Origin of the sequence: Haloarcula sp. CBA1115, assembly GCF_000827835.1 — an archaeon.
In the GTDB taxonomy this organism is placed as follows: domain Archaea; phylum Halobacteriota; class Halobacteria; order Halobacteriales; family Haloarculaceae; genus Haloarcula; species Haloarcula hispanica.
Window position 1 is genome coordinate 880,147 of the sequence record NZ_CP010529.1, and the last position, 19,667, is coordinate 899,813.

The window sequence follows — 19,667 nt, forward strand, 5'->3', positions numbered from 1 at the left end:
CACTTGAACGCTTCGAGAGCGGGCGGTCAGTCGCTGGTGACTTCGGCCTCGACTTCGAGCAGGCCACAGACGTCACCCTCGGGGTCGAAACAGTCCGGACACTGCGGTTCGCGGTCGATAATCGTATCGAGGCGATCAGCGACCGTTTCGTCGATGACGCCCTCCAGTTGTTTTGCCTCGGCCTGGAACTCCTCGACCTCTAGCACTTCGATGAGGAACCGCTCGATGATGCAGTAGTTCTGGAGCGCCTCGCGAGCCTGTGCGATGCCGTCGTCGGTGAGGTCGACGCCCTTGTACTTCTCGTGGTTCAGCAGCCCTCGGTTTTCGAGTTTGCCGATCATCTCGTTGGCGCTGGCCGGACTGACATCGAGCATGTCGGCCACGTCGCCGGTGGATGCCGGACCGTCTTCTTGCTGTTGCGTGAGATAGATCGCTTTCAGATACTGGGCCTGCGTGTTCATTGATAGTCCTCCATCAGGTCGGTCACGTCTTCGACACCCTCTGCTTCGTCCTCGCGGATATCCGACAGCACGGCAAGCAGCCGCTCGCGGTCGATGGTGAATGTCACGTCGGACGCCTCGATGGCTTCGATGAGGTCGTCGTAGAACTTGTACGCCGTCTCCTCGTTACAGAGTTGGTCGTACAGCACGCCGTCGAAGTCCTTGTCGGCTTCGTACTGGGCCTCGACTAGCATCTCGATTTCCTCGAAGGGGACGGTGTCCGCTTCGAGGTCGTCGATGAGCGCCTCCAGTTGCCGGCGGTGCTCGGCCGACTCCGTCTCGGCGTGCGCGAGGAGGTCGAGCACCGCCTGTTCGTGCTCTCCGCTCGTTTCCTCGGCATGCTTGGCCGACCGTGCCTCGACGACCTCTTCGAGGACGATACCGATCTGTAGCAACCGGGCGAGCTGATGGTCGGATGCGACCGGCTGTGTAAGACTCACGGCAACACCCCCACTCGGCACTGTGCTGCAGTCATACACGTAGTTCGGGGAGGCCCGGACTTAAGCGGTTCCCTGTCGTCGAGCCCGCGTTTCGCTCCGGTAGGGGACGTTCTCAATCTCCGCCTGCCGAGCACTCGTATCAGGCGGACCGCCACGATACCGGCGCGAATGAAATGAGCGTAGACGACATCAAGCAACGCTCTGATGAGCCCGCGTTTACAGCCCTACGGGCTATTCACGAAGACGCCACGGGAACAGAGTTCCCGCGAGCCTGTGCTCGCGTTACTCGTGCAGACACCGGGTGAGCAAAGCTCTCCCGAGACTTCGTTCGTAGCCTACCGGCTACTCACGAAGACGCTCGTAAATCAGCTGGTCGAGGTCCTCGCGGAGTTCGTCGACCTGCACTTCTTCGAGCACGGGGACGTAGAACCCTTCGACGAGCATGTTCTTCGCTCGCTCAGGGTCGACACCGCGGGAGGTCATGTAGAACATGTCCTCTTCGTCGACCTGCCCGACCGTCGCGGAGTGGGAGGCCTCGGTGTCGTGGTTGTTGATGATGAGCTTCGGTGACGCGTCGGCCTCGGAGTCGTCAGAGAGCATGAGCGTGTTCTCACGCTGGTACGACGACGTGTCCCAGGCCTCGCGACCGACGTCCTGAACGCCCTCGTACACCGAACGGGCGTCGTCGTCGAGGACGCCGCGGGTGACGAGGTCGGCGATGGTGTGTTCGGCCTCGTGCCAGACACGCGACGCGATGTCGAAGTGCTGGTCCTCGTGGCCGAAGAAGGCCCCGAGAATCTGGGACTCCGAGGAGTCGCCGAGCAGTCGGGTCTCGACGTTGGACTTGGTCAGGCGGGAGCCGATGTTGCCGTCGATCCAGTTGACCGTGGCGTAGGTGTCGGCGTGGCCGCGCTTGACCTGGAAGTTGTAGGTCTCTTCCGAGAGGTTCTGGAGCGCGCCGTACTGGACGTAGGCGTTCTCCTCGGCGACGACCTCGACGATACCGGAGTAGTACTGGTCAGCGTCGGTCGTCTCGCCCGTCTGCTGGCGCTCCAGAATCGTGACCGAGGAGGACTCCTCGGCGAGGACGAGCGTGTAGTTGAACAGCGACTGGCTGTTCATCGTTGTCCGGATCTTCACGTCCTCGGCGTCGACGCCCTCGGGGACGTAGACGACTGTCCCGGCCGAGAACAGGGCCGTCGACAGCGCAGTGAGGTAGTCCCGCTGCGGGTCGACAACGCTGCCGAAGTGTTCCTTGACGAGGTCCGCGTGCTCGTCGAGCGCCTCGCTCCAGGACAGCACTTCGACGCCCTCTGCGTCGACGCGGTCCTTGTCCTGGGCGTAGTCGAGCGGGTCGACCAGCGACTCATATTCGAGCGCGTCGAGGTTCGTCCAGGTGCGACCCGGCGTCCGGATGACGTCCGGCATGTCGAGCTCTTCGAGCGCTGCGAGCGCGTCCTTTCGCGTCTCGAGCAGCCACTCGGGCTCGCCGAGGTCGTCTGAAATCTGTTCCACCTGGGTCTCTGTGAGATTGGCGTGTACCTGCGTACTCATGGTTATCCGAGCGACCCCTCCATCTCAAGCTCAATGAGGCGGTTCAGCTCAACGGCGTACTCAATCGGCAGTTCCTCCGTGATCGGCTCGATGAAGCCGGCGACGATCATCTGCTTCGCGTCGTCGTCGTCCAGTCCGCGGGACTGGAGGTAGAAGACGTCCTCATCGCCGATCTTGCCGACGGTCGCCTCGTGGGCGACGTCGACTTTGGACTCCTTGATCTCCATGTACGGCATCGTGTCCGACGTGGACTCGTTGTCGAACATCAGGGCGTCACACTCGACGGAGGTCGAGGAGTCCTCGGCTCCGTCGGCGATGTGGACGAGGCCACGGTAGTTCGTGCGGCCGCCGTCCTTGCTGATGGACTTGGACTCGATGGTGGATTTCGTATCAGGCGCGTTGTGGTAGACCTTCGCGCCCGTGTCGATGTCCTGGCCCTCGCCGGCGAAGGCGATGGTGATGTGGTTGTCCGTCGCGCCGGGACCCTTGAGAACGGTGGAGGGGTACAGCATCGTGGCCTTCGAGCCCATGCTGCCCGAGACCCACTCCATCGTGCCGTCGGCCTCACAGATGGCGCGCTTGGTGTTGAGGTTGTACGTGTTCTTCGACCAGTTCTGCACCGTCGAGTACTGGACGTGCGCGTTCTCCTTGACGAACACTTCGACGCCGCCGGAGTGGAGGTTGAACTCGGAGTACTTCGGGGCGGAACAGCCCTCGATGTAGTGGACCTCGGAGTTCTCCTCGGCGATGATGAGCGTGTGCTCGAACTGGCCCATGCCGTCGGAGTTCATGCGGAAGTACGCCTGCACGGGCATGTCGACCGTGGTGTCCTCGGGGACGTAGACGAACGACCCGCCGGACCAGATAGCGCCGTGTAGCGCCGCGAACTTGTTGTCGCTCGGCGGCACGGCCTTGGTCATGAAGTACTCCTTGAGGATGTCTTCGTGTTCCTGGACAGCCTTGTCCATGTCACAGAAGATGACACCCTTGTCTTCCCAGCGCTCCTGCATGTTCTGGTAGACAATCTCGGACTCGTACTGCGCACCGACGCCCGAGAGGGCGTTCTTCTCGGCTTCCGGGATGCCCAGTTTGTCGAAGGTGTCCTGAATCTCTTCGGGGAGATCGTTCCAGTCGTCGACGCCGCCGCGTGTCTCGATGTCGGGGCGAATGTACGGGACGATCTCGTCGACGTCGACCTCGGAGAGGTCGGGTGCACCCGGCCAGCCGTCCGGCATCGGCATTTCCTGGTACTGCTCGAGTGCGCGAAGGCGGCGTTCGAGCATCCATTCGGGCTCGTCCTTGTCTTCGGAGATGACCCGGATGGTCTCCTCCGTGAGGCCCTTCTCGGCTTCGAAGGCGGACTTCTCCTCTTTCTTGAACTCGAAGCGCTTCTCGGTGTCGGTCTCTTTGAGGTGGTCTTGATCTGAACTCATAGTGTGTGTAATGTTATCGCTGTGTACGGAAGGGCGTTACGCGGCCTCGTAGGCTTCCTCTCGGACCCAGTCGTACCCTTCGTCTTCGAGCTTTTCGGCGAGTTCGGCACCGCCGGAGGTGGCGATCTGGCCGTCGAGCATTACGTGGACGTGGTCGGGTTCGACGTAGTCGAGGATGCGCTGGTAGTGGGTGATCTGGAGGATGCCCGCGCCCTGCTCGTCACGGAGCGCGTTGATGCCGTTGGAGACGTCCTGCAGTCGGTCGATGTCCAGCCCGGAGTCGATCTCGTCGAGCACGGCAACGGAGGGCTCGAGGATCGCGGCCTGAAGGACTTCGTTTTGCTTCTTCTCGCCGCCCGAGAAGCCGGCGTTGAGATACCGGGACGCGAACTTCTCGTCCATGTCCAGCTGCTCCATCTTCTCCTGGAGGATCTCCTGGAACTCGGCGACGCCGATTTCGCCCTCTTCGACGTTGCCTTCCATCGGGGAGGTGTCGTAGCCGGCGGCGTCCTCGTTGGTGTCGCCGCCCTCTGCGTCGGCTTCCGCTTCTTCGTCGTCATCCTCGAAGAGTTCCTCGCGCTCTTCGAGCTTGGCGTTGAGCGCGGTGCGGAGGAAGTTCACCATCGTGACGCCCTCGATCTCGGCCGGGTACTGGAAGCCGAGGAAGATGCCGAGCGCGGCGCGCTCGTTCGGTTCGAGGTCGAGCAGGTTCCAGGTGCGGAGGTCCTCCGGGATTGCCTCGTCACCGAACTCGTTCTCGTCGAGGTGGATGAGCACTTCCCCGTCGGTTACCTCGTAGGCGGGGTGGCCGGCGATGATCTTCGCCGTCGTCGACTTCCCCGAGCCGTTGGGACCCATCAGCGCGTGGATCTCACCGGACTCGACTTCGAGGTCGACACCGCGGAGAATCGTCTCACCGTCCTCTTCTGCGACTTCTGCGTGGAGATTGTTGATTTCGAGTTTAGCCATAGGTATCTCTTAGGTCAACCGAAAGAAGGTACGTTTCACCCATGAAGCTTTCGCATTGCTGTGAACTCAACTTCTTCATATGGAAACAATATTTCTCGTAGCGGTAATCGCCCGTATTCTGTGGGTTACATGAAGCTACCGAGTCCCGTCTGTTCCTGACCGGACTTGACCTCCTCCCAAGAGATATCCATGGCTTCCAGAATCCGAGCAATCGGGCCTTTCAGCGTCTTATCGAGCATCTTGTCCCAGTCTATCTCGAACTCCTCGGGGATCTGGTCTGCGTACTCGAAACAGATTACGTCAGGGTCCCGCCGGAACTCGCCGTACAGCGGGTCCCGCTGGGGGTCCAGTCCTTCTTCCTCCTCGATACGCTGGAAGAAGTCCGAGTGGACCCGGTCGAGATACAGCCGCTTGGGCTTGGAGCCGCTCTGGAAATTCGTCCCCAGAAGCATGTTGGCGTACTTCGCGCCCCGGACCTGCGCGGTGTCGGTGTCGTAGTTGTCGAGTTTCTTCCCGATGCCACCGGGAATGCCCACGTCGTCGTAGTTGACGTTGCCGTCCTGATAATCCTCGATGACGTCGCTGACATACTGCTTGATGGACTCGGCATCCTCACCGCGGACGATGCGGTCGATGACCTCTTTCTGGACCCGTTTGGTGATGGGGGCGATATCCGAGCGCTGGTACTCGAAGCCCGTGATGTCGATGTCGTCGACGTGCTTGCCCTCCTTCCAGACGATGTTGCCCGCGTAGCGCTTCTTTTTCCCCGCCTGGAAGAACCGCCGGTAGAGCTTCTCGAACTCGATCTCGAAGCGGTGGAACTCGGCGTTGAGCTGCTCCATCGCGAACTCGTCGTAAGAGGCGTTGATCGTCTCCTCCAGCTCGAACCCTTTCTGAATGGTCGTGGCGATGAGTTCGAGTTCGTCGTCACCCATTTCGGGGTGCTTCTCGCGCATCTCGTCGGTGATTTCGACGTCGCCTTCTACGTCGTTGGGACCCACATCGCCAAGCTGGAGCATGACGGAGTCGGTGTCGCCGTAGACGACCTCGTACCCCTCGTTTGCGACGACCTCGTCTGTGTAGTCGATGACCTCTCGTCCAGTGGCGGTGACCGCTGCGCCCATCTCCTTGTCGTAGAGGCGGAAGCGGTCCCACCCCAGAACGCCGTAGAGCGACTGACCGACGAACTGGAATTTTCCGTTGCGGCCGGCCATCAGCGTGTGGTTGTCTTCGACGGTGACGCAGTAAACACCGTCCTCGGCCGTACTCCGTGACCCGCTGCGATGCATCCGGAGCGTGTTCTTGCTGTCTTCCGTGACGTAGAGTCGCCAGGAGCCGCTGTCACGGTTGTAGTTCGCAGTCAATCCGAGATGCGCACAGAGCCGTAGCACGTCGTCGCGGAGTTGGTCACTGGAGGTGGTGTACCGCCAAGAGTTCTTCTGTCGGTCTCCGTCACCGGCGATAAGCGTGTCGAGGAAGCGCCGCTTCTGTCGGTGGCTCAGGTCGAAGACGAACTCGGGAATCCGCTTCTCGAAGGTCCCGCCGCCACAGATATCCCGGAGCAGGTCGCCAAGCAGTGCCGAGGTGAACTGGTAGCTCCGGTCGTCGACGTAGTAGTCGAACCCCAGTCGGTCGAGCAGATCCCCGATTGCCGCGTGGTCGGACTCGCCACCATCAGCGATGGCGTCCTGAGCGATCTGGACCGTGGTCGATGCGCCGCGCGTCTTCTCGCCGAACTGCTTTGTTTCGGAGGTGTAGACGTTCCCTTCTGTGATGTACCACGCGAGCAGTTCGAGGAAGTCGTCGCCATCGAAGGTTCGCGGTATCCACTTCCGACCCGATTCGGCGTGGATATACGTCCGTTCGGCGACCGATTCGATATACTCACGGTTGGCCTCGAACTCGGTGGGGTCGAAGACATATCCTTCCTCGCCGATGTCGTTTTTCAGAACCGTATCCGGATAGTGGCCGATCTCGGCGGCGAACGTGTGGCCATGGACTGACGGCCGGACCCACACCTCGTAGTCGTCGGCGTACTCGGTCAGATCCACCGTGTCCAGCGGGTCGCCGTCCGGTCCGTCCCAGTCGTGGGGGAGTTCGTAGTCCGTGGCATCGTCGAGGTCACCGGCTTCGACGAAACTGTACCCGTCTTCAGTGATTCCGTTGGTCTCGTTCTTTCGGACGAGCATCCGGTGGTTCGGCGTCACACGGAAGTCCATCTTGCTCGTCTCTATATCCACGAGGTCGCCGCGGTAGTCCGGATACGACTGTGTCTCGACCACCGGTTTGACCTCCATCTCCTCCGTCTCGGGGTCCAGCGAATACACCTCGTCGCCGATATCAAGGTCGCGAATGTTCTGAACGCCTGCCGGTGTCAGCACGTCGGTATCCGGCGTGAAGCAGTTCATGATGACCTTAACTGCCGCTTGCTGCCGGTCAAAGCGCTCGTACTCCGGGTTATCGGGGTCGAAGCTGTTTCGTTCGGCCTTCTTCTCCTCGCGCTCGGTCAGCAGTTCGTCGACCATCTCCCGGATGACGCCGTCCGGTTCCTTCCGGAAGTGGGTGCCATTGGGCGCGCGGTAGGTGTCGCCGTCGTAGACATCGGGGTCGACCTTCGTCTCCGGGCTGGCGTTGGTCGTCACCATGCACATCGGGTACAGCGATTTCAGGTCCAGCACGGTGACGTTCTCGCGGACCCCGGTGATGGGGTCGAAGACGGCCCCACCCTCGTAGTCCTCGCTCTCCTGCTGGCCCTTCGACGGCAGTGCGAACTCGCCGTGGAGCTTGTGGAGGACGTACATGTCGACGGCGTCGCCGGGTGTCGTCGCGTCCTCCAGCTTACAGCCGACGAAAGTGCGGACCTCGTCCCAGAAGTCGATGATGTCCTGCTCGCGGTCGAGTTCGACACACAGCTCCACGTCCCGGAGGTTGTACTCCAGCAACTGCTCGGGATCCTGTTCCCAGAGGTCGCCGATGTCGCCGGTGTAGCGCTCCTTGCCGACGCCGAGTTCCTGCTCGCCGACGGCGTCAAGCCGGTAGGATTCGAGTTCGGTGAACTGCGTGCGCTTGTAGGCATAGAGAAGGTCGAAGACGACCCGGCCCTTGATGTCCGGGCCGCCCCAGCCCGAGCGCCAGACCTCGTCGACCCGCGAGAGGCGATCTATCTGGAGGTCGAAGTCGTGGGTGTAGCTCTGGAGTTCCTCCAGCCGGTCGAGGAAGTACGGCGCGTCGAAGTCGTCGAAGTTCCAGCCAGTCAGCACGTCAGGGTCCGTGTCGACGATGTAGTCGACAAAGGCCTCCAGCATGGCCTCCTCCTCGTCGAAAACCCGAACGTCGGCCTCGAAATCTTCCCGAATCGGCTCGTAGCCGGCCAGCGCCTCGGGGCCGTCGATGCCGTCGGGGGACTCGTACAGCCAGACGACATACTCGTCGCGGTAGGAGTCGTGAGAAGTGAGACAGATGATGGGCTCCTCGCCGTCCTCGGGGAAGCCGTGGCGGTCGTCGACCTCGATGTCGAAGGTGTTGACCCGCGGGTCGGCGTGGGCTTCGACCGGCGTTATCTCCTCGTGATGGACTTTCAGGCTGCCGTCGTCGAGTTCGCGGGCGGGGACGCGAACGCCGCTCGTGATGTCCTTGTCGATGAGCAGGCGGTTCGGAAAGAGGATGTCCGCCTCGTAGTGGTCGAAGTCGTCGCGGATTTGCCCCACGTCGCGGGGCGTCCGTCCGAATATCTTCGTCAGGCGCTCACCGCGAATCGACTCGTAGGGCTCGCCGTCCTCGTCGGCCGCTTCCCAGTCGGTGATGCTGTCGTACTGGCGGAGCTCGTCCTCGGTGACGCTGTCGGTCGGTGCGTAGAAGTACGGCTTGAAATCGAAGACCCGCGCGTGTATCGGTTCGTTGTCGTCGGTGCGCCCGAAGACGTGGACGACCGGGAACTCGTCGTCGCCCTGCCCTTCGATGGTGTAATCGACCTGCGTGACGACGAACTCGACGGTCTCCTCGACCGGCGGGAACTGGCGCTCGTCGAGGTCGACGACGCTCGTGTCACCGTCGTCGCTCCCACCGTTGCCCGCGATGGCCGCCGCTTCGTCGGCGACCGGGCGATCCTCATCCGCATCTTGCTCGAAGTCCCCCAGCGTGCCCTGGGTCCCGTCACTCATTCTTGGCCTTGTTTCGAGATGCCGCATAAAAACACCGGCGGTCGACGGGGTATTGCCACAGGCAGAAAGTATATGCCATCGAGTACCATACCCAAGTTTGACGGCCAATGTCGCACCACGCATCCCCCCACGGCGAGGCGGATAGGTCCGAAGAACTGCGGTCGGAGCCGGCGCTCCCGGACGCCATCCAGACGACCGAGACCTACGAGACCGAGGAGGGGACAGTGTTTTACGACGCCGAGAACCCTCTCGCGTGGCTGCAGACCGATACGGCGCTCACCTTACAGGAGATCGCCTGACACAGAGTCCTTTTATTTGCCGGACGACGTAATGCGCCTGTGATGGATATCCCCGGCGAGGACGACCCCAACCAGAGCCCGGGGGTTCTCTCCGAAAAGAGCGAGCACGAACCCGCTGAGTTCGATCCGGAGAGCCTCGGCCCGGACGTACCCTCGCCGTCAGACAGCGATTACGACGGCGAGGCCACGGGCCTGTTCGTCAGGCTCGTTATCGTGTTCAACGTCGCGCTGCTGGCCCTCTCGCTCGGGCCGATGCTGGCCTACTTCGAGGGGCAGGTCGACCTCGGGATTCGTATCTTCCTCGTGGGCGTCATCGCCTTCGGCTACGGCACGTTTCGGTACGTGAAGTTCGAGCGGGAGCGCAAATCGGACGACGACGAGGGCGAAACAGCCGAGACAACGGATACCCAGCCTGACAGCGCGGAGTCAGGCGACCACAACGGCTAACCGGCCCGATCAGCTACGGACGGCCATATGCGTACTGTGCGGGACAACGACGGCACGCGTTACTTACTGCTGAAGGAGTCCACCGAGTCGAGTCTGGTCCGGGACCCCGAAACCGGCGAACAGCGCCACGTCCCGAACGCCGATCTCGAACCCATCGAGGGTGAGTCACCGCTGGCCACGGCCGCCGCAGCGGTTCCCGACGCCGCTCGTCGCGTCCTCACAGCGGCCCACGACGACCAGGCACTTGGCCTGCTCGTGGAACTCGACGAGCGTGGGCCGGTCTCCGTGGCAGAGCTGCTTTCGGCCTACGACCTCTGTGAGAGTGACCTGCATGGCCTGCTGGCCGAGTTCCGCGCCGCCGGCCTGCTTACAGAGGCGACGGTCCACGGCCAGCGAGGCTACGACACAACTGAGACTGCCAGCGATGGACTGGCTCATCTCCGCGACTGAGGCCAGCTCAGCGTCGTGACTGCGTTCAGGCCAGTTCCGCGACCGTTGCTTCGACCTGCTCGACCCGTGAGCGGTTGGTCGTGGCGTCTTTCTCAACGCGGACGAGGTCGTCCGCCGCACCGACCAGTTCTTCGTCGTGGCTGACCACCAGAATCTGCTCGACGCCGACCTCGTCGCGCATGTACTCCACGAGGTCAAGCAGTTGCGTGACGTGGCCCGAGTCCAGAAACACCGTCGGCTCGTCGAGGATGAGCGGCGGCATCGGCGCTGCGCCTTCGATACCCTCCGCGAGCAACCGGTAGATGGCACATCGCAGGCTGAGGTTGAACAGCGCCCGCTCGCCGCCGGAGAGCTGTTCGGGCTCCAGCGGCTCGCCGTCCTTTTGATACACCGTCAGCTGGTACTGCCCGTCGAGTTCGATGTGGGAGTACGAGTCGTTCTGATACACCAGATCGAACGTCTGATTGAGCATCCGTTCGAGCGTTTCGACGTTGCGCTGGCGCAGTTCCGCCCGAAGTGTGCCGTACATTTCCTGTAGTTCCTCTGTCTCCTCGTACAGCGTTTCGAGTTTCTCTAGGGTCGCTTCGAGGTCCTCGCGGCGCTCCCGTAGCGACTCCAGCTCCTCGATCTCGTTTGTGACGCCGCCGATGGCGTTCTGGAGTTCGTCGCGCTTTTCGCGTTTCTCCGCCAGTGCTTCCTCGGCCTGCTCGATGTACTTTTTCGCGCGCTGCTTCTCACTTCTCGCTTCTTCGATACGGTCCTCGTCGAACGACTCAGCCAGGTCCTGCTTGCGCTCGCGTTTCTCCGCGAGCTGTTCGCGGCGCTGGTCGTTCAGTTCGGCTTGCTGACTGCGCTTCTCGCGCAGGCGCTCGATGTCGTCGTCGCAGTCGTCGATGTTCCCAAGGAGGTCTTCGACCCGCTCCAGATGCTCGATTGACTGCTTGACCTGCTGGCGCTCCTGGTTGCATTCGGCGACGACCGAACGGCAGTCCTCGGCCTGTTCGCGGGCCTCGGCCGCCTTCTCGCGTTTCGTCTCGGCCTCGGACTCGTGGTCCGCTGCTTCCTTGCGGAGCGTCTCGATGCGCTCCTGATCCGCGTCCAGCCCGTTCTCCTTCTCCTCGACGAGTTGGACGATATTCGAGCGGTTGTTTTCGAGCGTCGATAGCTCGTCGGCAGTCTCGACCAGCGCTTTCGCCGTCTCGTGTTTCGACTCTAGGGCTTCGACGTCCTCGCGGGCGTCGGTAAGCGTGGCCTCCAGCTCCGATATCCGCTCGCGGTCGTCCTCGATGGAGTCGACGTGGGGCGACTCGGCCACGTCCTGCCCGCATTCGGGGCACTTGCCGGCCTCCAGCAGCGCCTTGGCTTCTTCGAGTGACTCCCGCTCGTTCTTTAGCTTCGTCTCCAGTTCGGTTACCCGCTTCCGGGCCTCTTCGAGGTCACTGGCGACGGATTCCTTGTACGACTGTGCCTCCTCGCGGCTGGTCGGCCCATCCTCGAACTCGGCTTCGAGGTCAGCGGTCTGGTCATCGATGTCGCTGATCTGTTCGCGGCGCTCGGCGATGGTCTCCCGCGCCGCTTCGAGATCGGATTCGAGCTCGTCGGCCTCCTCGCGCTTGTCCTCGGCCCGCGATTCGAGGTCGGTGGCGCTCTCGGCCAGCGCGTCGGCGGTGCTGCTGTGTTCCTTCGCGTCCACGCGCTGGTCCTCGATTCGGTTCTGTAGTTCGTCGTCGCGGGACTGCAGTTCGTCGAGTCGCGCGTCGACGGTGTCCGGGTCCGGCTCTGCGCTGTCGAGGTCTGTTTCGGCCACCGTTTCCGAGAGCTCCTCCCGTAGCGACTCCCGGTGGTCCTGCAGGTCGCTGATCTGCTCTTTGAGCTCGGTTCGTTCCGTCTCCGTCTCGGTGATGGTAGCTTCGAGGTTCTCGATATCGGCTTCGAGGGTCGACAGTTCGTCGCGTTTCTCTTCGTACTCTTCGAGGACGGACTCGGCCTGGGTGAGCGTCTCCTCAGCGGTGGCCTTCTGGTCCTCGATGTGCTCGATCTCGTCCTGCAGATTGGATTCCTGCGTTTCCAAACTGTTCAGGCGCTCGTGGAGCTCTTTCTCCTCTTTCTCCTGAATCTGCTCGTCGAGTTGTGAGAGTGCCCCCTGTTTGTCATCGCGCACGCGGCCGACGCCGACACGGGCGTCGCTGGCCCGCTCCCGGTACGCCTCCAGTTTCCCCAGTTGCAGGAGGTCGTCGAGCATATCCTGCCGGTCGCCGGGGGAGGCGTTGATGAGTTTGTTCACCTCGCCCTGACGGACGTAAGCGCAGTTGACGAACGCCTCGCTGTCCATCCGCAAGAGTTCCGTAACGCGTCGGCGCACATCGCGCGCGCCTTCGTAGTTCCCTTCGGGCGTCTCCAGAACGCATTTCGCCGTTGTCGGCTGCGCTCCGGTCGCGCGGACCCGGCGCGTGAGGTGGTAGTCGCCGCCGGCGTGGGAAAACCACAGTTCGACAGTACAGTCGTCGGCCCCGATGGTGACCACGTCACCGAGGTTTTCGTCCAGCGCTTTCGAGCCGTACAGCGCGAAGAAACAGGCCTCAAGCAGGGAGGACTTCCCGCTCCCGTTGAGCCCGTGGATGACGGTCACGCCGTTGTCCAGTCGCAGGTCAGCATCGTCGTAGCACTTGAAGTTGGATAGTTTGACGCGTTCGAATTTCATTGTCGACCCTCCATTACAGGAACTCCTCGACGCTCGCCTGGCCATCGTCGTCTGTGCCGTCGGCCTCGTTCACCGCCGCTCCGTCTTCAGTATCGTCCTCGTCCGTGCTTGCGGCCGCATCTGTGCCGTCTGCTCCATCGCTCGCGGCCGTCTCAGCGTCGGCTGCGAGGGCATCTGAACCCTTAGAGAGCAGTTCACGAACGTGCCGTTCAACCTCGTCTTTGACGTTCGCATCGGCGACCTTCGAGGCGCGAATGGTCTCGTCGATGTCGTGGGCGGCCTCACTCAGTCCGAGGTCGCGGACGCGCTCGGTGACGGCGTCGTCGGGGTCGGCGAAGCTGATATCCGTTTCTTGCTCCTCGGCCGTGATTTCCCGGTGGTCAGTAACGCGAGCCACGAGCGCCCCTCGGTCAAGCGCGAACGATTCGACGCTGGCTGGGGTCACTGGGTCGCCGTCGCCGCTGATAGAGACGATGACGACGGCGTCCTCCAGGTCGTGCTGGCCGACGCGGCTCCGGACCCGTTCGACACCCTCTTCGGGGCCGAGGTCAACGTCGACGAAGACGAACTCGCGGGTGTCGAGGCCGCGGCGAGTGATACGGACCTCATCGTCGAAGGTGACGATATTGTAGCCGCGGTCCTCTCGTTCACTCGCGCTCGCGCGCTCGGTCGACCCGCAGTAGGTGACCCAGGCGTCCTCGACCTGCTGTTTGCCGGGGTCGTGGTTGTCGCCGAGCAACATCGCGTCGAAGGTCACCGACGACTCGGCCAGGATTTCTTCGGCGTCCCAGTCGCCGTAGTCGAAGGGCTGGAACAGGCCGTGAGTGACCAGCGCGGCGCTGTCGGCGTCGTGGGCGGCGAAGTCGTAGTCGAGGTCGTCGCGCTGCGAGCGCGGGACGAAATCGAGGCCGTAGAAGGCGGTGTCGCCGACGACCGTCGGCTCGTCGTCGAGCCGCGTCGCCAAGCCCAGCGACTCGTACAAATCGAGCCACTGGGCGTCCCGTTTGGCTTCATGGTTACCCACGACGGCGAGAAACGGAACATCGGCTTCGGAGAGTTCTTCGAGAACGGTCAGCGTGCCCATGATATCAGCCAGCGCCGGACGGCGGTCGTGGAACAGGTCACCGGCGTGGACGACGGCGTCGGCGTCGTCCGCGATGGCGTCTCGGACCACCTGCCGGAACGCATCGAGGAAGTCGTCCCGTCGGTCGGGGACGTTGTACTGCTGATACCCGACGTGGGTATCGCCGGTGTGTATCACCCGTGTCATTTGCCCATCCGTAAGCCAGCGCCACCTAAAGGGGTATCGTGACCGCAGTGAGAGTGGTCGACCCGGTGGCTACGACCCATCGCTGGGCCCCGCCGCGGCGTCCCGGTACCGCCGGAACGCTCGCAGAGCCGCCCGACCCTCGTCGGCCAGCCCGCTCACTTCGTGTTCGGCCTGTGCGACGGCCGCTTCGAGTCGCCCGACACCGAACGTCTCGACGAAGGCGACCGCCTCGTCTAAATCGTCGGTCGCCTGGGTCGCTCGCTCAATGACTGTCCGATAGTCGGCGTTGCCGCCTGTATCGTGGGTTCCAATCCGGCCTGCGCTACAGTCGCCCTCTCCGTCGGCTATTCCCATCGTCCCGCCTCCGTCGTCGCTGTTGTCGGCCTCCCCGTCAGCTAGTGCCGCGAGTGCCGCTTTCACCTGGTCGCTATCGGCCATAGAACGGCGTGGCCACGGCATCCGAAATAAACGTTTGCTGGCTCCGGGTCAGTTGATGGCGCGTTCGAGAACCCGTTCAACTCGAACCGATTGAAAAAGCGTACAGTTTGGCGAGGTGACTGGTTCGATAGAATTAACAGCCCAGTCCCGGTGGTACAGGACGAAAATCCACTGTCGGATGGCCTCCACAATGTCTCTACGCGCACTCCGCTCCGACGACAACGCGCTCTCCCCGGTCACAATCGTCGCGCTACTGATTCTGGCAACCCTGCTCATTTCCGTCGTCCTCGCGCTGTTCATCCTCGGCGGGTGAGGCGGGACGAGCACTTGCTGGCAGCAGCCGGTACGCTTCCCGCAGTCCCCCCGTCCGAGCGTTCAAATACCAGCACGCGACCAGGGCCGGGCATGACAGATATCGAGACGCTGGCCGAACGGCTCCGCACGGTCGAACGCGCGGTCACGGACGGAACGACTGAGTTCCCGGAGGTGACGGAACTCGCTGAGTTGGAAAGCCGCGTGGCCACCGTCGAGCAGCGTATCGACGACATCGACGAGCGGACGGCGGAGCTCGAAGCCGCCACGCAGGCCCTCCGCGGCTACGTGGGGAACATCCGCGCGGTCAACGAAGATGTCGAGCAACGCGCCGACGCGGCGCTGGCGGCGACCGACCGACTGGAAGTCCGACTCGACGAGGAACTGGCATCGCCGTCGGCATCTGACCCATCAGCGGCGGGGACCGACCAGTTACGGGCGGAGGCGGTACAAGGCCATCCAGGCTTGTCGGATAGCGGCGAGCACACAGAAGCGAACGCCACGACCGGGAAACCGACCGATTTCTCCGCCATCACCGACGGCGGTGACCCCGACGATGAGACCACTGATACGGGCGTTATCGGACGTATTCGTGCGCTGCTGTGATATACCGGCTGGTTCTCGCCGTCGCAGTCATGACCGCACTTGTCGGTGTAACAGCGCCGGCGTTATCGACGGCCCGAGCAGACGCGGCCAGTGGTTCCATGGAGCGTCAACTGGACGAACTGGGGGCCGAATTGACCACTTTAGTTGAGACTGACGACGCGACGGTAAACGGCGACGCGCGGCGCGCGGTGGAGATACGACTCCCCCCGCGGACCTACACGAATGCCGGCGTCAGTCACCTGCAGTTCGCGGAGCGGGCCGGTGTCAGCGTCGCGACCTGGACCGTCGAGTCCCGGAAGCGGACCGAGCGGCTGGTCGGCATCCCGATCCGAACGACGGCGTCGACCGACCGGCTCGACGAACCCGGTACACATCGACTCGTGTTCGTCTTGACGCGGTCGGACGGCCAGCGGGTGCTGCGGGTCCATCGGTTTAAGTCCGAAGCCGCGGCGAGGGGGAGCCATGCGTGAGTGGCTCTTCGGGTCATCGGCGTCGGACTGCCGCTGTGAAACGGCAATCGAGGGTGAGCGGCTGGTAGTGACGGCGGACCAGTGTCCGGGCGGTGGTGACCTCGCCGCGTCGGCTGACTGCCGGGCGACAGTCATCGGTTCGCTCTTTTCGGCTAGTGTCGATACCGTCGTTACGGAGCAAGCCGGACAGGAGCGGATGTACAGCGACCGGGCGGCGGCGGTGCTCATCGCGGCTGGCCGGTTTGCAACCAGAGTTGCCTCGCTGGACGACCGCCTCGCAAACCGCGCCCGCCGCGACCCTGTCGCTGCTGCGTCGGAGGCAATCGGTCGGTCGGGACCGGTCGCTGACCTGGCTGCGGAGACTGGACTGGCGGTCGCCACCGAAGGCTTCGACACCAGCGAGCAGGCGCTCACTGCATACACTGGGCCAACGATTAGCGACGCCCGCGTCGGGGCAGCGCCACCAGTGGACGCAGCGCTTCGGGACCAGCAGACGCTCCCGACAGAGGCCGTCGTTCGGCGATACGACACGCGCAGCGACCACCTGCCGATGTATCATATCGAGCCCCGCGAACAGCGGTTCGACGCGGACACGATGGAGACGCTCGTCGAAGCGTACGAGCGAGTCGCCACCGCTGCCGCCGACGGCGGCTGTCACCCGTACGACGCAGCTACCGCGGTGGCCGGCGACAGTACGACGGCAACCGCTGTCGGTGCCGTGCTGGAGAAACACACGGGCGGGCTCGGGATTCTGGAAGATATCTTCGCCGATCAGCGGGTGTCCGACGTGTTCGCGACAGCCCCAGTGAGTGATACCCGGCTCCGAGTGCGTTGTGACGGCGAGACGATGCGAACGAATGTCCGCCTGACGCCGGCGGGCGCGAACACGCTGGCGTCGACGTTCAGACGGTCGAGCGGCCGGGCGTTCTCGCGAGCGAGCCCGACGCTCGATGCAACGGCGACGGTGGCTGACCGACAGATTCGCGTCGCTGGCGTGAGCGAACCGGTCAGCGACGGCCTCGCCTTCGCCTTTCGCGCCCACGACAGCGACGTGTGGCGACTGGCCGACTTCGTCGACAACGGGACGATGCCGACAGCCGTCGCCGGGCTGCTCTCCGTCGCCGCGGAGCGCGGCGGGGCCTGCCTCGTCGCCGGCCCCGCGGTGCGGGCAAGACGACGACACTCGGGGCGTTGCTCTGGGAACTCCCCCACGAGGTCCGGACGCTACTCATCGAGGACACGCCCGAACTGCCGGCGTCGTCACTGCAGTCCGACGGCCGGGACGTACAGGCGCTTCGGACCGCCAGCGGAGAGGGGCCGTCGGTCGACGCCACGGAAGCCCTGCGGACCGCGCTCCGGCTCGGCGAGGGCGCGCTCGCCGTTGGGGAGGTCCGCGGCGAGGAGGCCAGCGTTCTCTACGAGGCGATGCGTGTCGGTGGCGGCGACGGGGCCGTCCTCGGGACGATTCACGGCAACGGCCCCGAAGCGGTTCGGGAACGGCTGGTGTCGGACCTCGGCGTCCCGGTGCAGTCGTTCGCTGCGACGGACCTCGTGGTGACGCTGGCTCCGCCCGCGTCGGAGCACGGCCGCGGCATCGCATCTGTCGCGGAAATCGTCTCCCACGGCGACGACGTTTCTTTCGAGATGCTCTATGAGCGCAATGGGCCGACAGCGACAGCCACCGGTCGCTTAGAGCGGGGTAGCAGCCGTCTGGTGGAGTCGCTCGCCGCACCCGGCGAGTCCTATGCTGAGGTACGCGACACTATCGAGGCGCGAACCGAACGATTCGAGGAGTCAGTGGCTGTCGAGACACGCGGGAACGAACCGCCCACAGACGAGGCCCAGCCGTGAGACACGCCAGCGGTTCAGACGACTCCGGCGACAGCGCGAGCACGGCACCAGCCGCACCACTCACAACCGCGGTCGGTGCGACCTATCCTGACACTATCGAGGTACCAGACGACTACCGGCGAGCGTGTCGGCTGCTCTCGGTTTCGGCCCCGCCTGAAGCACTGCTGACGGCGAGCTACGCCGTTGCGGTGTGTGGCTCCCTGCTCGCACTGCTCGCCGCTGTGACGGTGACCGGACTGCTGGCGACGACTGTCAGCCTCGGACTCCTCGCTCTGTCCCTGAGCGTCGCGGCGCTGGGACGGTACGGCGTGCCGTTCGCCGCCGAAGCAAAGCGGATTCGAGCGCTGGGGACCGCGCCGTCGCTCGTCACGACACTGGTGCTCGGCGCAACGCTGTGGCCCAGTGCTGAGCGGGCGGCGGCGTTCGCCGGACGGGCCGGAAACGGCCTGCTCGCCACACGGCTGCAACACCATCGACAGCGAGCCGCGGGCACGCCACGGAGCGGTCTGGGAACGTTCGCGGCGGCCTGGAGCGACCGGTTCCCGGCGCTCGAACGCGCAGTCGGACTGGTCGAGAACGCGACGGCGGCCCCAGCCGAGGAACGGCCCGAGGTCCTCGAACGCGCGCGGCGATGCATCCTCGACGGGACGCGCGACGAGATGGCGGCCTTCGCGGCCTCGCTCCGCGGCCCAGCGACCGGCCTGTACGCGTTCGGTGTGCTCCTACCGCTGGCGATGGCGTCGCTGTTGCCCGCCGCCGCTGCCGCGGGTGTGCCAGTGACCGCCCCTGTGCTGGTCGGGACCTACGTCGTGGTCTTGCCCGGCGCACTGTTGGTCGCCTGTTGCTGGCTCCTGGGCCGGCGACCGGTCGCGTTCCCGCCGGCGACAATCCCGCGAAGCCACCCGGACGTGCCGGCATCGGCACTCCCGTCAGTTGTGGTCGGCATCGTCGCCGGAATCGGGGGGTGGCTCCTTGCCGGCGCGCTCGTCGCTGCGTGGGCGTCTCCTATCGGGGCACTCGGGGCCGGCGTCGGGAGCGCGCTCGTCAGCTACTACCGACCCGTCGCCGAGGTCCGGGCCCGTGTCACCGACATCGAAGCGGGCCTCCCCGACGCGCTGTCTGCCGTCGGTCGACGGCTGGGCCGCGGCCAGTCAGTCGAAGCCGCGCTCGTCGAGGCTGTCGACGAGACTCCCGAACCGACCAGCGCCGTCATCGAAGCCGCCGTCGCGCGTCAGGAGCGTCTCGGCACCAGTGTCGAGGGGGCGTTTCTGGGTCCCGGCGGCGCGCTCGCTGATGTTCCGAGCCATCGGGCCCGTCGGGTGGCGACACTGCTGGATACAGCCGCAACAATCGGGCCACCAGCGGGACCGTCCGTGGCGACGATGGGTGAGCATCTGGATGCGCTCCGCACCATCGAGCGTGAGACGCGTCGTGACCTCTCGCAAATAACCGAAACGCTGTCGAACACGGCCGCGCTGTTCGGTCCGCTGATCGGCGGCGCGACGGTTGCGCTGGCCGGGTCGATGGGCGGCGGCGAGCAGTTCAGCACTATTTCGAGCGCGCTGCTGGGCCCGGTCGTCGGCTGGTACGTTCTCGTCCTAGCTGTCCTGTTGACGGCGCTGTCGACGGGCCTGCACCGGGGCCTCGACCGGGCGCTCGTCGGCTACCGAACCGGTCTGGCGCTCCTGTCGGCCACGGCCACCTTCCTCGTCGCCGTGGTCGCTACCGGGCTGCTGGTCTGAGTGTTTAAATCGGAGGCCGCGGCCA

Annotated in this window: 16 protein-coding genes and 1 pseudogene; 8 read left to right on the forward strand and 9 right to left on the reverse strand. The window is 64.1% G+C overall.

What is annotated here, in order from left to right; genetic code table 11:
• Positions 1–26: 26 nt before the first annotated feature.
• From SG26_RS04290 to SG26_RS04315, 6 genes are all read right to left on the reverse strand, one after another.
• Complete coding sequence (locus SG26_RS04290) at positions 27–461, reverse strand: metal-dependent transcriptional regulator (protein ID WP_014041045.1); 435 nt, start codon at positions 459–461, stop codon at positions 27–29.
• Complete coding sequence (locus tag SG26_RS04295; RefSeq protein WP_008312442.1) at positions 458–940, reverse strand: hypothetical protein; 483 nt, start codon at positions 938–940, stop codon at positions 458–460. Before SG26_RS04295 ends, SG26_RS04290 begins: the two co-directional genes overlap by 4 nt.
• A 342-nt stretch (positions 941–1,282) precedes the next feature.
• A complete protein-coding gene (gene sufD, locus SG26_RS04300) occupies positions 1,283–2,494 on the reverse strand; it encodes a Fe-S cluster assembly protein SufD (RefSeq protein WP_050036930.1) in 1,212 nt (403 codons plus the stop codon).
• A gap of 2 nt (positions 2,495–2,496) precedes the next feature.
• The gene (sufB, locus tag SG26_RS04305) at positions 2,497–3,927 is read right to left on the reverse strand and encodes a Fe-S cluster assembly protein SufB (protein ID WP_050036931.1); all 1,431 of its coding nucleotides are present in this window, start codon (positions 3,925–3,927) and stop codon (positions 2,497–2,499) included.
• 36 nt (positions 3,928–3,963) lie between these two features.
• Entirely contained in the window at positions 3,964–4,896 is a 933-nt protein-coding gene (locus SG26_RS04310; RefSeq protein ID WP_014041049.1) for an ABC transporter ATP-binding protein, read from the reverse strand.
• 125 nt (positions 4,897–5,021) lie between these two features.
• The gene (locus tag SG26_RS04315) at positions 5,022–9,056 is read right to left on the reverse strand and encodes a DNA polymerase domain-containing protein (protein ID WP_050036932.1); all 4,035 of its coding nucleotides are present in this window, start codon (positions 9,054–9,056) and stop codon (positions 5,022–5,024) included.
• Positions 9,057–9,163: 107 nt separating this feature from the next.
• Here SG26_RS04315 and SG26_RS04320 point away from each other — a divergent pair, with 107 nt between their 5' ends.
• The 3 genes from SG26_RS04320 to SG26_RS04330 are packed head-to-tail and all read left to right on the forward strand — an operon-like array spanning position 9,164 to position 10,252.
• Positions 9,164–9,355, forward strand: coding sequence for a hypothetical protein (locus tag SG26_RS04320; RefSeq protein WP_004517169.1), 192 nt, complete (start codon positions 9,164–9,166; stop codon positions 9,353–9,355).
• Between the two features lie 42 nt (positions 9,356–9,397).
• Positions 9,398–9,802 (forward strand): hypothetical protein, encoded by a 405-nt coding sequence (locus SG26_RS04325; RefSeq protein WP_044951976.1) that lies wholly within the window; start codon positions 9,398–9,400, stop codon positions 9,800–9,802.
• 27 nt (positions 9,803–9,829) lie between these two features.
• Positions 9,830–10,252 carry a hypothetical protein gene (locus SG26_RS04330; protein WP_050036933.1) on the forward strand — a complete coding sequence of 141 codons (423 nt, stop codon included), beginning with the start codon at positions 9,830–9,832 and terminating at the stop codon, positions 10,250–10,252.
• Between the two features lie 25 nt (positions 10,253–10,277).
• On the opposite strand, the gene rad50 is transcribed toward SG26_RS04330, so the two are convergent.
• The 3 genes from rad50 to SG26_RS04345 form a co-directional block, all read right to left on the reverse strand.
• On the reverse strand, positions 10,278–12,953 hold the full coding sequence (rad50, locus tag SG26_RS04335) for a DNA double-strand break repair ATPase Rad50 (RefSeq protein ID WP_050036934.1): 2,676 nt from the start codon (positions 12,951–12,953) through the stop codon (positions 10,278–10,280).
• 13 nt (positions 12,954–12,966) lie between these two features.
• Positions 12,967–14,223 (reverse strand): DNA double-strand break repair protein Mre11, encoded by a 1,257-nt coding sequence (mre11, locus tag SG26_RS04340; protein WP_050036935.1) that lies wholly within the window; start codon positions 14,221–14,223, stop codon positions 12,967–12,969.
• Positions 14,224–14,292: 69 nt separating this feature from the next.
• The gene (locus SG26_RS04345) at positions 14,293–14,661 is read right to left on the reverse strand and encodes a hypothetical protein (RefSeq protein WP_050036936.1); all 369 of its coding nucleotides are present in this window, start codon (positions 14,659–14,661) and stop codon (positions 14,293–14,295) included.
• 190 nt (positions 14,662–14,851) lie between these two features.
• Here SG26_RS04345 and SG26_RS21880 point away from each other — a divergent pair, with 190 nt between their 5' ends.
• The 5 genes and pseudogenes from SG26_RS21880 (at position 14,852) to SG26_RS04365 (ending at position 19,642) form a co-directional block, all read left to right on the forward strand.
• Complete coding sequence (locus SG26_RS21880; RefSeq protein WP_023843382.1) at positions 14,852–14,974, forward strand: hypothetical protein; 123 nt, start codon at positions 14,852–14,854, stop codon at positions 14,972–14,974.
• Between the two features lie 92 nt (positions 14,975–15,066).
• Positions 15,067–15,579, forward strand: a complete 513-nt coding sequence (locus SG26_RS04350; protein ID WP_050036937.1) for a hypothetical protein — start codon at positions 15,067–15,069, stop codon at positions 15,577–15,579.
• On the forward strand, positions 15,576–16,049 hold the full coding sequence (locus SG26_RS04355; protein ID WP_050036938.1) for a hypothetical protein: 474 nt from the start codon (positions 15,576–15,578) through the stop codon (positions 16,047–16,049). Before SG26_RS04350 ends, SG26_RS04355 begins: the two co-directional genes overlap by 4 nt.
• Positions 16,042–17,900, forward strand: a pseudogene (locus SG26_RS22195) (ATPase, T2SS/T4P/T4SS family). Before SG26_RS04355 ends, SG26_RS22195 begins: the two are co-directional and overlap by 8 nt.
• Positions 17,897–19,642 carry a type II secretion system F family protein gene (locus tag SG26_RS04365; RefSeq protein WP_050036939.1) on the forward strand — a complete coding sequence of 582 codons (1,746 nt, stop codon included), beginning with the start codon at positions 17,897–17,899 and terminating at the stop codon, positions 19,640–19,642. Before SG26_RS22195 ends, SG26_RS04365 begins: the two are co-directional and overlap by 4 nt.
• The last annotated feature ends 25 nt before the right edge of the window (positions 19,643–19,667 follow it).

What these genes read in the sequence shown, in the direction of transcription:
- SG26_RS04290 (WP_014041045.1), bottom strand. Translation starts at nt 461, where the DNA reads ATGAACACGCAGGCCCAGTATCTGAAAGCGATCTATCTCACGCAACAG.
- sufD (WP_050036930.1), bottom strand. Translation starts at nt 2,494, where the DNA reads ATGAGTACGCAGGTACACGCCAATCTCACAGAGACCCAGGTGGAACAG.
- sufB (WP_050036931.1), bottom strand. Translation starts at nt 3,927, where the DNA reads ATGAGTTCAGATCAAGACCACCTCAAAGAGACCGACACCGAGAAGCGC.
- SG26_RS04310 (WP_014041049.1), bottom strand. Translation starts at nt 4,896, where the DNA reads ATGGCTAAACTCGAAATCAACAATCTCCACGCAGAAGTCGCAGAAGAG.
- SG26_RS04315 (WP_050036932.1), bottom strand. Translation starts at nt 9,056, where the DNA reads ATGAGTGACGGGACCCAGGGCACGCTGGGGGACTTCGAGCAAGATGCG.
- SG26_RS04320 (WP_004517169.1), top strand. Translation starts at nt 9,164, where the DNA reads ATGTCGCACCACGCATCCCCCCACGGCGAGGCGGATAGGTCCGAAGAA.
- SG26_RS04325 (WP_044951976.1), top strand. Translation starts at nt 9,398, where the DNA reads ATGGATATCCCCGGCGAGGACGACCCCAACCAGAGCCCGGGGGTTCTC.
- SG26_RS04330 (WP_050036933.1), top strand. Translation starts at nt 9,830, where the DNA reads ATGCGTACTGTGCGGGACAACGACGGCACGCGTTACTTACTGCTGAAG.
- rad50 (WP_050036934.1), bottom strand. Translation starts at nt 12,953, where the DNA reads ATGAAATTCGAACGCGTCAAACTATCCAACTTCAAGTGCTACGACGAT.
- mre11 (WP_050036935.1), bottom strand. Translation starts at nt 14,223, where the DNA reads ATGACACGGGTGATACACACCGGCGATACCCACGTCGGGTATCAGCAG.
- SG26_RS04345 (WP_050036936.1), bottom strand. Translation starts at nt 14,661, where the DNA reads ATGGCCGATAGCGACCAGGTGAAAGCGGCACTCGCGGCACTAGCTGAC.
- SG26_RS21880 (WP_023843382.1), top strand. Translation starts at nt 14,852, where the DNA reads ATGTCTCTACGCGCACTCCGCTCCGACGACAACGCGCTCTCCCCGGTC.
- SG26_RS04350 (WP_050036937.1), top strand. Translation starts at nt 15,067, where the DNA reads ATGACAGATATCGAGACGCTGGCCGAACGGCTCCGCACGGTCGAACGC.